Here is a 13182-nt window from a genome sequence, read left to right on the forward strand (position 1 = left end):
CGTTCGGAGGTGCCGTGGCCGATGCGGTTCAACTGGTCTGGTTCAAGCGCGATCTCAGGGTGCATGATCATGCCGCCCTGGATGCGGCAGCGGCGCGGGGCCCCGTACTCCCTCTTTATGTGGTAGAGCCCGAGCTGTGGCGTCAGCCTGACGCCTCTGGTCGTCAATGGCAGTTTGTTCACGCGAGCCTGCAGGACCTCAACAGGGCGCTTGCCGCCCTTGGCCAGCCTCTGCTTGTGCGACAGGGTGACGCATGTGATGTGCTTGCGGCGTTGCGCGATACTTGCGTGATTGCGGCTGTGCATGCCCATCAGGAGACCGGTAACGGGTGGACTTACGCCCGCGATGAGCGTGTTCGCGCCTACCTTCGTGATGCGGGCGTTCCGTTGTTCGAGTACCGGCAGAACGGCGTTGTTCGCGGGCTTCGGTCCAGGGATGGGTGGGCTCGGCAGTGGGAAACGCTGGTGGGTGCCACCCGCTGTGGGGCGCCCAGGGCGATCAAGGGCGTGGCGGGGCTCGACGCCGGTATTATTCCCGATTGGCCCGCGCCCGAGCTCGCCAGAGAACCCGGTGATGTGCTGATCCAGCCGGGTGGCCGGAAGATGGCGCAGGCCGTGTTGGACGGTTTCCTGGGGCGCCGCGTGGAGGGTTACTCAGGTGGCATATCACGCCCGGAGTCGGCCTGGCTGGCCAGCTCGCGGCTGAGCCCGCATCTGGCGCACGGTACGCTGAGTCTCAGGGAAGTGGTGCAGGCCGCGCGCGAGCGCCGTGCAGTGGTCAAGGGTGACGCCCCCTCGGCACAGCGGGCACAGTGGCTGCGATCACTCAAGCGCTTCGAGGAGCGACTGCACTGGCACTGCCACTTCATGCAGAAGCTGGAGTCGGAGCCGCGCTTCGAGTACCAGAATATGCAGCGTGCCTGTGACGGCTTGCGCGAGGGTGAATTCAACGACGCGTTGTTCGCCGCCTGGAGTCGCGGCGAGACCGGATTTCCGCTGGTGGACGCGTGTATGCGGCAGCTGCACGCCCGCGGATGGCTGAATTTCCGGATGCGTGCGATGGTGGTCTCGTTCGCCAGCTACAATCTCTGGCTGGACTGGCGACGCACAGGCCCGTTCCTCGCGCGGCAGTTCACGGACTACGAAGCGGGCATCCATTACTGCCAGATGCAGATGCAGTCCGGCACGACGGGGATCAATACGCTGCGCATCTACAACCCCGTGAAACAGAGTGAAGAGCAGGATGGGGCAGGGGCGTTCATCCGGCGCTGGGTCCCGGAGCTCGACCACGTGCCGACGGGGTGGCTGCACCAGCCCTGGGCCATGCCGATGTCCGTGCAGCGCCAGGCCGACTGCGTGCTGGACCGCGATTACCCGCACCGCATTGTTGATCATCAAGAGGCGGCCAGACGGGCCCGGGAGCGTTTTCGCGCGGTACGGCACGACCCTGACGCGAATCGCGAGGCGGACGCCATACAGCATCGTCACGGCAGCCGCCGAGGAGCGAGAACGGCGAAGAAGCGGCCCTCGTCACCCCGGAATGACCCCCAGGGCGAGCTGTTCTAGTTCTGACCGGCCATGTTGGCGCGCGTGACGACGCCATCCGGATAGCGCCAGTGCGGGTCGTCGTATACACGGCCCATCCAGCGCGTGACGATCCGGCAGTAGTCTTCCGTGCCGCGAAATTCCCGTACGAAGGTGTTGATGGCGTCCAGCAGCGTCAGGTTCTCCGGCTGGTTGGCAACGGCGGCGCTGTAGTACCAGAGGCTGTCGTCGAGATTGTCCGGAAGGGTCTCGATGCGCCCCTGCAATGGACTGTCGTTGCCGTAGCAACTCCAGTGGAAGATCGGCAGGTCCACGGCAAAGGCGTCCACGATACCCTCCACGAGTGCATCGTGAATGACGCTCTGATCGTTGTAGGCCAGCAGGTTGGCCAGTTCAGTGCGGCCTCCCGGCGTGTTCCGGTTGGCCTGCCACCTCAGCCCACGTGCCTCCATCACTTCCAGTGCGGCCGGGTCGTTGATGACGCCCAGCACGCGGCCATGCAGGTCGTTCAGTGATTGAATGCGGTCGTCTCCCGTCCGGCGCGCGAGCACGTAGGGCAGGAATGTGTAGGGTTCCGAGAAGGCGGCCCGGTCGTAGCCCGCCACCGGCGGAAGCGCGCTCCAGGCTATGTCGGCTTCGGGCTCGCCGCGCGTGCGACCGGCTTCGAGCAATTGCGTGCACAGCGCCCACGGGTGCTCAACGAACTCACACTCCACGCCCAGCCAGCGGGCGAACGCCATGGCGATCTCGGCATCCAGCCCCTGCAGGGGTTGGTCCGCCGCCTTGCGGAACGAGACCCCCTGGAACGCGGGCTCGATGGCGATGCGCACGGCGCCGCGGGCGCGGATTGCGTCGAGGCGCTGCCAACCCGGGGTGGACACGAGTTGCTCTGTGGTCAGAATCGCGGTCAGGGACTTGTTCAGGTGATCCGTCGTGTCGCTGCTGTGAGCCGCGGCAAGATCGCACAGGGTGGCGCGGCCCCACTCGCTGCGTGTGCGTGCGTGGAGGCTGGTGTCGCCGGCCAGCTGCACTGTTTCGGCGATGATGCGGTTGTTGGACTGGATCTCGTCGACATGGCCGTTCATTGCCTCAAGCAGCCGGTGAGCAGTGCCGAGGGAATCGGTGACCCGTCCGGACAGCGACTGCAGTCGCGTTTCCGCGTCGGCGAGGACCTGTTCAAGTGCCTCGGAGACGGTGGTGAGATCGATCTGCTCGGCGGCTTGTTGCGCGCTCTCCTGGGTACGCAACGCCAGGTCGCGTATCTCGTTTGCGACCACCGCAAACCCGTTGCCGTGCTCTCCGGCATGTGCGGCCTCAATGGCCGCGTTCAGAGACAGCAGCTGGACGGTCCGACTGATGCCGTCGATGGTCTTTATGAACTTCTTTGATCCCCGGGACTGTTGCTCGATGCGGTTCGCCAGTGCCGCGAACTGCTCTGTAAAAAACTGGTGCGTTCGAGCCAGTTCCTGTTCCATGTCGGTGCGCAGGGCTTCGGCGTTTCGGTCGCTCTCCCCGAGCTGTTCGCGGGTCCGGCCGAGGAACTCGGTCTGCTCTCCAGAACGTGCGGAGATTTCCCCCAGGGTCGTGTCCACCACGTCCAGCCCCTGCTCCGCGTGGGCGACGAGGGCCTCTGCGCGCGCACTGATCTGGTGCGCATGCCGCGCGGTTGCGCGTTCATCGCTCTCTCCTGTCGCCGCGAGCAGTGCGGCCCGCACCTGCTCGGGGACAGCGTCGCCGCCCACCTCCAGAGCGCCTGCGATATCTCCCGCCTCCAGTGCTTTCAGCCAGTCCTGGCCGGTATCCATTGAGTCGCTGCGCTGGTGTGTGGCGAGGCGGGAGAGTGCAAACATCGGGTGCTCCTTGCGTTTGTGGCGTTGGGATTCGCCTGAAGCAAATATCCGGCCAGCTTGACGGCAGGCCACTCGGTTTCTTCGCTGCATGCGGTTGCGGCAATGTCGCAAACTTGCGTTCAGAGCCGATGCCTGTAATGTTTGCGGGGAATACCTCATGTGCTGGTGGTCCGGGGGTGGGCGGACACACTGGCCGTTTCTGGATCTTTCAGTCGAAGAGTGCTCACGTCTCTACGGCCTTTTCCTCGAGGTGCCGTGCACTTGGGCTGGCGTCGCTCTGCGGGGGGGCGTAACTGGACAGGGCATGGTCCATGCGTTTGCCGTTCTGGTTGCAAGTCGTGGGTGTGTGGGTGCTGGCGGCAGCACTCGTCGCTTTGCCGTTATGGTTGCTGCATGATCGGGAGACTGATGCCTACCTGGAGCGGGAGCGGGTGGAACTCCAGGCGGCGTTGCGCAGCACCGATGCGCTGCTGCGGACCATGACCAATCAGGCCTTTGCCGATCTTCTCGAGCGGGGCCAGCTGCGTGAGATTCTCTCCCGTCCCTATGATGGCCCGCTGGGAGGCGTTGCCGATTTCCACCGGGATCCGGTGCTGGCGGTTGGCCATCAGACCCACCGCAGCCTGCGCAACTGCTGTGGCGCCAGTCTGCATGTGGTCGGGGCCAACGGTGAGTCGATCGTCCACTTCGATGCCCGGCTTGAGCAGGATCGAGCGGACAGCGTCGCCGCCCGGCCCGGTATCGAACGCATACTCGGCAATCGCATGGGCGCGCAGGGGTTTGAGCTTGATGCGGTGGGGCTCGCCTATCGGCGGGTGTTGCCAATCTGGGATGGCGATCGCCCGGTGGGTGCGGTGGAGGCCGTGCTCCAGCCCGGTGATTTGACCACGCTCCTGCGCCGCATCGGCGGGGAAGCGCTGCTCTACCATCTCCTGTTGCGCGCTGATGCGCTGCCGGAGGTCGCGGGTGGGGGCGGCAGCGGCCAGTGGGTCCAGTCCACGGACTTGCACCCGGACCTGCTGGAGCCTGTTCAGGCCGGTCGTTTCGCCTCTCGCATGCCGCACTGGCTGGAGCAGTCTTCCGCGCTACGCAGCGCCCTGCGTGAGAGCCTGCCGCGGAATGAGCCCGTCACCGCCCTGGTCCGCGACGCGTACGGTCGCCATGTTGCCGTGGTCATGGCCCCGGTCAGCGATATCTCCGGCAATCCCATTGGCTACGCGGCGTCGGAGAGCAACGCTGCTCCAATCATTGCCTGGCGGCAGCAACTTGCCTTCTCGGGTGGGCTGGTGTTTCTGCTTGTCGGCGCGCTCGGGCACGTGGCGTTGCTGATGGTGCGCTCCCGGCGCGGGGCCAGTGCCCTGCGCGAGCAGATCAACGCGATTACGGAGAGCATGGGCGAGGGGGTCTACGTCCTCGACGCCCATGGCCGGGTTCGGTACGTGAATCAGGCGGCCAGCGATCTGCTGGGATATCACGAGAACGAGATCGTCGGGGCGCGCGCCAACGCGCTGTTCCATGATAGCCGAGGCGACCAGGGGCGGCCGGCCGACATACCCGGGTGGGATGTGACCTCCACCGGGGGCACCTACCGGAGCGATAATCACCAGCTGCAGTGCCGCGACGGCTCGAGTCTTCCGATTTCGCTCACCGTGGCTCCGCTGAAGGGCCGGGAGGCAGGCGTGGTGGGGGTCTTCCACGACATCGCCGATCGTGCAAGGGAGCTGTCATCCCTGAAAGAGCAGGTCGCCCGCGACCCGCTCACCGGCCTCGGTAACCGCCGCATGCTCGACACCAGTCTGCAGCGGGAGAGCATCCGTGCGCGTCGCTCCGGCGAAGCGTTGTCTTTGCTGATGCTGGATGTGGATCAGTTCAAGGTATTCAACGACACCTTCGGGCATCCGGCTGGTGACGAGACGCTGCGGCGGATCGCCACGGTGCTCGAGCAGAGCGTTATCCGCTCCGACGACCTCATCTGCCGCTACGGTGGCGAGGAGTTCGCCGTTATTCTGCCCCATGCCGGCGCGGAAGCGGCGGTGATCGTGGCCGAGCGGATCCGCATGTCGGTGGAGGCGGCCGGGATTCCACAGCCGCCTGAGGCCAACAGCCCCGTGGTCACGGTCAGCGTCGGTTGTGCCACTGCTGTGGGCGATGCCGTCGAGCCCGCGCTGTTGATCGCCCGGGCCGATGCGGGCGTCTACCGGGCCAAGCGCCTCGGGCGGAATCGCGTGGAGGGCGGGACGGAGCGCGGCGTGTCTCTATGATCCCGCGCCCGCGGTGGGTATACTGCGCCGCTTGATCGCTCCGTGCCGGCCGCCCCCGTGACGGCCGGCACCGCAAATACACGTGGCCTCTCGTATGGGTCACCACTGTCAGGAGAGCTCTCCATGCCAGTCATTACACTGCCGGACGGCAGTCGCCGCGAATACAACGACCCCGTCTCCATCTCCCACGTCGCCGCTGACATCGGCGCCGGGCTCGCCAAGGCGACCCTGGCCGGCCGTATCAACGGCGAACTCCACGATGCCTGCGATCTCATCACTGACGACGCGCAGCTGGAGATCATTACGCCGAAGAGCGACGAGGGGCTGGAGATCATCCGTCACTCCTGTGCCCACATGCTCGGGCAGGCGGTGAAGCAGCTCTATCCGGAAGCACAAATGGCCATCGGCCCGGTAGTGGAAGACGGCTTCTACTACGACATCCGTTTCGATGACGGTTTCACGCCGGACGACCTGGAGAAGATCGAGCAGCGCATGGCGGAGCTCATCGACCAGGAGTACGACGTCATCAAAGAGGTGACGCCGCGCGACGAGGTGCTGCGCATCTTTCGTGAGCGCGGTGAGAGCTACAAGGTCAAGCTGGTGGAGGACATGCCGGATGTCACCCACATGGCCCTGTACTACCATCAGGAGTACGTGGACATGTGCCTCGGCCCGCATGTGCCCAATACGCGCTTCTGCAAGGCGTTCAAGCTCACCAAGCTGGCCGGCGCCTACTGGCGGGCCGACGCCAGCAACGAGATGCTCCAGCGCATCTACGGCACGGCGTGGGGAGACCGCAAGGGCCTCAAGGCCTATCTCAAGCGGCTGGAAGAGGCGCAGAAGCGCGACCACCGGCGTATCGCCAAGGCCCAGGACCTCTTCCACCTGCAGGAAGAGTCGCCGGGCATGGTGTTCTGGCACGACAAGGGCTGGCGCGTCTATCGCGTGCTGGAGGACTACATCCGCAACCTGCTGCGCGAGCACGATTACCAGGAAGTGCGCACGCCGCAGCTGGTGGACCGTAGCCTGTGGGAGAAATCCGGGCACTGGGAGAAGTTCGGTGACGACATGTTCTACACCGAATCCGAGAACCGGATGTATGCGGTCAAACCCATGAACTGCCCCTGCCACGTGCAGATCTTCAACCAGGGCCTGAAGAGCTACCGCGACCTCCCCCTGCGTATGGCCGAGTTCGGTTCCTGCCACCGCAACGAGCCTTCGGGCACGCTGCACGGGCTCATGCGCGTGCGCAACTTCGTCCAGGACGATGCCCACATCTTCTGTACCGAGGAGCAGGTCCAGTCGGAAGTGGCGGCGTTCATCGACATGGTCTTCCGCGCCTACCGGGAGCTCGGCTTCGATGACATTCTCATCGCGCTGTCCACCCGGCCGGCAAAGCGCGTGGGCTCCGATGATGTCTGGGACAAGGCGGAAGCGGCGCTGGAGACCGCGCTCGACAACGCCGGTCTCGACTACACGCTGCAGCCGGGCGAGGGCGCCTTCTACGGGCCGAAGGTGGAGTTCTCCCTGAAGGATTGCCTCGGCCGTGTGTGGCAGTGCGGTACCATTCAGGTGGATTTCGCCCTGCCGGGGCGGCTCGGTGCCGACTACGTGGCCGAAGATGGCTCGCGTCGCGAGCCGGTCATGCTCCATCGGGCGATTCTCGGTTCCTTCGAGCGGTTCATCGGTATTCTGATCGAAGAACACGCCGGAGCGCTGCCCCTGTGGCTGGCTCCCGAGCAGGCGGTGGTGATGAATATTACCGACCGGCAGGCGGATTTTGCCCGTGAGGTTGAAAAAACCCTTCGCAGTCGGGGATTTCGCGCCTCCTCTGACTTGAGAAACGAGAAGATCGGCTTTAAAATCCGCGAGCACACATTGCAAAAGGTCCCCTACATGCTCGTCATCGGGGACCGCGAAATGGAATCAGGATCCGTTGCCGTGCGGACCCGGTCAGGTGAAGATCTGGGCTCGATGAAGGTCGAGGCGCTGATCGACAAGCTTGAAGCGGAAGTGGCGCGGCGCACTCGTGGTACAGCGGAGGATTGAAACATCGCTCTGAAGAATAAGCGGAAGCGGTCTGCGCCCGTTGATGAAAAACCCATCAACGACAAGATTCGTACTGAGCAGGTCCGTCTGATCGATCAGGACGGGGAACAGGCCGGGGTCATGTCGCTCCAGGAGGCACTGGAGCGGGCAGAGGAGGCCGGTCTCGACCTGGTCGAGATGGTGCCGCATCCTGAGACGGCCGTTTGCCGCATCATGGATTACGGCAAACACAAGTTCGAGGCGAGCAAGAAGCAGCAGGCCGCCAAGAAGAAGCAGAAGCAGGTGCAGCTCAAGGAAGTGAAGTTCCGGCCCGGCACCGACGCTGGCGATTACAACGTCAAGGTCCGGAACCTGCGGAAGTTTCTCGAAGATGGCGACCGCGGCAAGGTCACCCTGCGGTTCCGGGGGCGCGAGATGGCGCACCAAGACCTCGGGCTGAAGTTGCTGGAGCGGGTCGAGACCGACCTGGAAGACATCGCCACCGTGGAGCAGCGCCCCAAGATGGAAGGGCGCACCATGATCATGATGCTTGCTCCGCGCAAGAAGAACTGATTCGTCATTTCGTGGAATGCTGCATGGCCAGCCCTCGCGCTGGCCTGCTGTTTTTTTAGACTGGAGACTGGCAATGCCAAAGATCAAGACCAACCGCGGCGCGGCGAAGCGCTTTGCGAGGACGGGGTCGGGCCGGTTCAAGCGCAAGCAGGCGTTTGCCAACCACATCCTGACCAAGAAGGCGCAGAAGCGGAAACGCAACCTGCGCGGCTTCACCCTGGTCGCGAAGCAGGATCACGACGGCGTGCGGCGTCTGCTGCCGTACAGCTGATTGTCAATCGGGGAGTTTGAACCATGGCACGAGTTAAACGGGGCGTCACCGCCCGCGCCAAGCACAACAAGGTGCTGTCCCGCGCCAAAGGGTATTACGGTGCCCGCAGCCGGAGCTGGCGGATCGCCAACCAGGCCGTCATCAAGGCCGGCCAGTACCAGTACCGTGACCGCCGCCAGCGCAAGCGCCAGTTCCGCGCCCTCTGGGTGACGCGGATCAACGCGGCCGCGCGCAACAACGGTCTGTCGTACAGCCGCCTGATCAGTGGCCTGAAGAAGGCCGACATCGAGCTTGATCGCAAGGTCCTGGCCGACATGGCCGTGTTCGACAAAGCCGGGTTCACGGCCGTGGCCGAGCAGGCCAAGGCCTCGCTGAACGGCTGATCGGCTCGCCTTTGGTGTCCCGGGCCTCGGCCCGGGGCCCGGGAATGAAGGGAAAGGTGGGCCAGACCTTTCCCTTTTTTTGTGACAATGCCGCGGCCCGCCGTTCCGGGGGCTGCAGCCGTGACGGCGGAAGAGCATGAGCGCGCAACGATCCGAGGAACTGAACACGCTGGTACAGGAGGCCCTCGCCGCCATCAGGGATGCGGGCGATGCCCGGGATCTTGACGCCGTGCGCGTCGCCTACCTGGGCAAGAAGGGGCATCTGACCGCACAGCTCAAACAGCTCGGGCGGCTGCCCGCGGAGGAGCGGCCGGCGGCGGGGCAGGCGATCAACGCGGCCAAGGAAGAGGTCCAGCAGGCCCTGGAGGCGCGGCGGGAGTCACTGGAATCCGCCGGCCTCGAGACCCAGCTTGTCGCCGAAGCCGTGGACGTGACCCTGCCCGGGCGCGGCCAGGACACCGGGGGGCTGCACCCCGTGACGCGGACGCTTGAGCGCATCCAGGCGCTGTTCGCCAGCATGGGGTTCCGGGTTGCGGAAGGGCCGGAGATCGAAGACGACTATCACAACTTCGAGGCGCTCAACATTCCGGCGCACCACCCCGCGCGGGCCATGCACGACACCTTCTATTTCGACGCCTCGCGGCTGCTGCGCACCCACACCTCGCCGGTGCAGATCCGGGTGATGGAGAACGAAGGGGCGCCGGTGCGTATCATCGCGCCCGGGCGCGTCTACCGGTGCGACTCAGATCTGACCCATTCGCCCATGTTCCATCAGGTCGAGGGCCTGCTGGTGGACGAGGGTATTACCTTCGCCGACCTCAAGGGCGCGCTGCACGACTTCCTGGAAGCGTTCTTCGAGCAGCGGCTCGAGGTCCGGTTCCGGCCGTCCTATTTCCCCTTTACCGAACCGTCGGCCGAGGTGGACGTCCAGTGCGTGCACTGCGGTGGCGAGGGCTGCCGGGTATGCGGTGGCAGCGGCTGGCTGGAAGTGCTGGGCTCCGGCATGGTGCATCCGAAAGTGTTCGAGTACTGCGGCATCGATGCGGAACGCTACAGCGGCTGGGCCTTCGGCATGGGTGTCGAGCGCCTGGCCATGCTCCGCTACGGCGTCAACGATCTGCGGCTGTTCTTCGAGAACGACCTGCGTTTCCTGCGCCAGTTCCAGTAAGGCAAGACCGCATGGTGCCGGCCGACGGCCTGCGCGGTGACGGTGATTGAGCTGAGGAGTCCGGATGAAGATCAGTGAACACTGGTTACGCGAGTGGTTGCCCGTGGACCTGGATACCCAGGCGCTGGCCCACCGGCTCACCATGGCCGGGCTCGAAGTGGATGGCGTGGAGATGGCGGCGCCGGCCTTTGAGCAGATCGTGGTGGGCGAAGTGCTGGAGTGCAGCGCCCACCCGGACGCCGACAAGCTCTCCGTGTGCCGCGTGGATGACGGCAGCGGAGAACCGTTGCAGGTTGTCTGTGGTGCGCCCAATGTGCGGGCGGGCCTGAAGGCGCCTCTTGCGCGGGTTGGCGGCGTCCTGCCGGAGGGCATGAAGATCAAGCGCGCCAAGCTGCGCGGGGTCGAGTCCACCGGCATGCTCTGTTCGGCCCGTGAGCTGGGGCTCAGTGACGATGCCGCCGGGCTGATGGCGTTGCCGGCCGATGCGCCGGTGGGCCGGGATCTCCGCGAGTGGCTGCAGCTGGACGACGCCGTCATCGAAGTGGATCTCACCCCCAACAGGGGCGACTGCTTGGGCATGAACGGTGTCGCCCGGGAAGTCTCCGCTCTGACCGCGGTCGACGTGACGGCGGCGGAGCCCGAATCCGTGGCACCGGTTGCCGATGACCGCGTCAGTATCGATCTCGACGACGGGGTGGCCTGTCCGCGTTATGTGGGCCGCGTGGTACGCGGAGTGGACGTACGCGCCGAGTCGCCCATCTGGCTGCAGGAGCGTCTGCGCCGCGCCGGCGTGCGTAGCCTCGGCCCGGTGGTCGATGTCACCAACTACGTCATGCTGGAGTTGGGGCAGCCCATGCACGCCTTCGATCTCGCCCGGATTCAGGGCGGGATCATCGTGCGCCAGTCGCGTGACGGCGAGACCCTGCGGCTACTTGGCGATGACACGGTAGAACTGCGCGCCGGGACACTGGTGATCGCCGACCATCAGGCGCCGCTCGCCATGGCGGGCGTCATGGGTGGCGCGGACTCCGCCGTGGGCGACACCACGGCGGATATCCTGTTCGAGAGTGCGTTCTTCGCGCCGGACGCCATCGCCGGCCGGGCCCGGCAATACGGGTTGCACACCGACTCCTCCCATCGCTTCGAGCGGGGCGTTGACCCGGCTGGCCAGGTGCGCGCCGTGGAGCGGGCGACGGCACTGCTCACTGCCATCGCGGGCGGTGAGCCGGGGCCGGTGCTGGAGCAAGTGGACGAAGCGCATGTCCCGGCCCCGCGGGACGTGACGCTGCGTGCGGCGCGCATCCGCCAGCTCCTCGGTATGGACATCCCGGCCGACGAAGTGGTCGGTATCCTCGAGCGGCTGGGCATGACCGTGACCGCCGAGGGCGACCAATGGCAGGTGCGGGTGCCCGCCTACCGCTTCGATATCAGCATCGAGGCGGATCTGATCGAAGAGCTGGCGCGCATTCACGGCTACGACCGTATCCCCGAGACCCGTCCGGCGACGCCGGCGCGAATCCAGCCGCAGTCTGAAACGCAGTTGCCGCTGTCGCGGTTGCGGGACGTGCTGGTCGATCGCGGCTATCAGGAGGCGGTGACATACAGTTTCGTGGAGCCGGGCGTGCAGGCCCTGCTTGACCCCGATCATCCGCCGGTCCCGCTGGCGAATCCCATTTCCGCCGAGATGGCGGTGATGCGGACGTCCCTCTGGCCGGGGCTGGTGAAAGCGGCCGTGTACAACAGGCACCGGCAGCAGCAGCGCCTGCGGCTGTTCGAAACCGGGCTGCGCTTCCGTGGCGCCCTGGACGATCTTGCCCAGGAGCCGATGCTTGCGGGCGTGGTGCTGGGCCCGGTTGCGCCGGAGCAGTGGGCAGAGCGGCCCCGACCGGTGGACTTCTTCGACATCAAGGGCGATGTGGAGGCTCTGCTGTCGGTCTCCGGGCGTGGCGGGGCCTTCCGGTTCGTGGCGGATACGCACCCGGCGCTGCACCCGGGTCAGACCGCACGGGTGGAACTGGACGGGGAGCCCGTTGGCTGGCTCGGCGCGGTGCATCCGCAGCTGCAGGGCCGGCTTGAACTCGACGGCACGGCGTTCCTGTTCGAGGTGCGCCTCGACGTGCTGCAGGAGGCGCGCTTGCCGGCCTTCGAGCCGCTGTCGCGGTTCCCGTCCATTCGCCGTGATCTGGCGATTGTTGTGGAGGCATCCGTCTCTGCCGCGGCCCTGGACGCAACTGTGCGCCAGGCCGGCGGCGAGTTGCTGCAGGACGTGATCCTGTTCGACGTGTATCAGGGCAAGGGCGTCGGTGATGGCATGAAGAGTGTGGGTATAGGCTTGATTTTGCAGGATTTATCGCGCACGCTAGTAGACAGTGACGTGGACGCTGTAGTGGACCGTGTGGTCGCCCAGCTGCGCCACGAGCTTCACGCGGAGTTGAGAGGATAATCGCATGGCTTTGACCAAGGCAGACATGGCGGAGCGTCTGTTCGAAGAGGTGGGACTGAACAAGCGGGAAGCAAAGGATCTGGTAGAGTGTTTTTTTGAGGAGATCCGCTCTTGCCTGGAAGATGGAACCGCGGTCAAGCTGTCCGGCTTCGGCAATTTCGATCTGCGTGACAAGAGCGAGCGGCCAGGACGCAACCCCAAGACCGGTGAAGAGATCCCGATCTCCGCCCGGCGCGTGGTGACCTTCCGGCCCGGTCAGAAACTGAAGGCGAGAGTAGAAGCCTATGCTGGAACCGGGGAATAACGACGAACTGCCGGCGATCCCGGCCAAGCGCTACTTCACCATCGGTGAGGTCAGTGAACTGTGCGGCGTGAAGCCGCATGTGCTGCGTTACTGGGAGCAGGAGTTCCCGCAGGTCAAGCCGGTCAAGCGCCGTGGCAATCGACGGTATTACCAGCGCCAGGACGTGATCCTGATCCGCCAGATCCGGTCCCTGCTGTACGAGGAGGGGTTCACCATTGGCGGGGCGCGTCAGCGCCTTTCGGGTGACGATGCCAGGGAAGATCTCAATCAGAGCCAACAGGTGATCCATCAGGTCCGGCTGGAGCTGGAGGAAGTGGCGCAGGCGCTCAAGCGCTGATGCGGACGCGAGGCTTGGAC

Annotated in this window: 11 protein-coding genes; 10 read left to right on the forward strand and 1 reads right to left on the reverse strand. The window is 65.3% G+C overall.

All coding sequences use genetic code 11. The annotated features are described in order from the left end of the window. Window positions 1-14: 14 nt before the first annotated feature. Window positions 15-1565, forward strand: a complete 1551-nt coding sequence (locus ACNSTU_RS00310; RefSeq protein ID WP_290633749.1) for an FAD-binding domain-containing protein — start codon at window positions 15-17, stop codon at window positions 1563-1565. Here ACNSTU_RS00310 and ACNSTU_RS00315 read toward each other — a convergent pair. Beyond that, the gene (locus ACNSTU_RS00315; RefSeq protein WP_418211981.1) at window positions 1562-3394 is read right to left on the reverse strand and encodes a methyl-accepting chemotaxis protein; all 1833 of its coding nucleotides are present in this window, start codon (window positions 3392-3394) and stop codon (window positions 1562-1564) included. The genes ACNSTU_RS00310 and ACNSTU_RS00315 overlap by 4 nt on opposite strands. Before the next feature lie 311 nt (window positions 3395-3705). On the opposite strand from ACNSTU_RS00315, the gene ACNSTU_RS00320 reads away from it, so the two are divergent. The 9 genes from ACNSTU_RS00320 (at window position 3706) to ACNSTU_RS00360 (ending at window position 13162) form a co-directional block, all read left to right on the forward strand. After that, entirely contained in the window at window positions 3706-5655 is a 1950-nt protein-coding gene (locus tag ACNSTU_RS00320; RefSeq protein ID WP_418211982.1) for a diguanylate cyclase, read from the forward strand. Between the two features lie 123 nt (window positions 5656-5778). Next, on the forward strand, window positions 5779-7704 hold the full coding sequence (thrS, locus tag ACNSTU_RS00325; protein WP_290637809.1) for a threonine--tRNA ligase: 1926 nt from the start codon (window positions 5779-5781) through the stop codon (window positions 7702-7704). Between the two features lie 9 nt (window positions 7705-7713). Next, window positions 7714-8256 (forward strand): translation initiation factor IF-3, encoded by a 543-nt coding sequence (gene infC / locus ACNSTU_RS00330; protein ID WP_290636137.1) that lies wholly within the window; start codon window positions 7714-7716, stop codon window positions 8254-8256. 73 nt (window positions 8257-8329) lie between these two features. Continuing rightward, window positions 8330-8527: a 50S ribosomal protein L35 gene (gene rpmI, locus ACNSTU_RS00335; protein WP_091642098.1), complete on the forward strand. Its 198-nt coding sequence runs from the start codon at window positions 8330-8332 to the stop codon at window positions 8525-8527. Window positions 8528-8550: 23 nt separating this feature from the next. Next, complete coding sequence (gene rplT / locus ACNSTU_RS00340; protein WP_290636134.1) at window positions 8551-8910, forward strand: 50S ribosomal protein L20; 360 nt, start codon at window positions 8551-8553, stop codon at window positions 8908-8910. A gap of 136 nt (window positions 8911-9046) precedes the next feature. Next, window positions 9047-10078, forward strand: a complete 1032-nt coding sequence (gene pheS, locus ACNSTU_RS00345) for a phenylalanine--tRNA ligase subunit alpha (protein WP_290637811.1) — start codon at window positions 9047-9049, stop codon at window positions 10076-10078. 64 nt (window positions 10079-10142) lie between these two features. Then, complete coding sequence (gene pheT / locus ACNSTU_RS00350; protein ID WP_290637813.1) at window positions 10143-12521, forward strand: phenylalanine--tRNA ligase subunit beta; 2379 nt, start codon at window positions 10143-10145, stop codon at window positions 12519-12521. 4 nt (window positions 12522-12525) lie between these two features. Further along, window positions 12526-12825, forward strand: a complete 300-nt coding sequence (ihfA, locus tag ACNSTU_RS00355) for an integration host factor subunit alpha (protein ID WP_290630571.1) — start codon at window positions 12526-12528, stop codon at window positions 12823-12825. Further along, window positions 12806-13162 (forward strand): MerR family transcriptional regulator, encoded by a 357-nt coding sequence (locus ACNSTU_RS00360; protein WP_290630569.1) that lies wholly within the window; start codon window positions 12806-12808, stop codon window positions 13160-13162. The genes ihfA and ACNSTU_RS00360 overlap by 20 nt, the downstream gene beginning before the upstream one ends. Window positions 13163-13182 lie beyond the last annotated feature (20 nt).

This window comes from Aquisalimonas sp. APHAB1-3, from assembly GCF_048323695.1.
Taxonomy (GTDB): domain Bacteria; phylum Pseudomonadota; class Gammaproteobacteria; order Nitrococcales; family Aquisalimonadaceae; genus Aquisalimonas.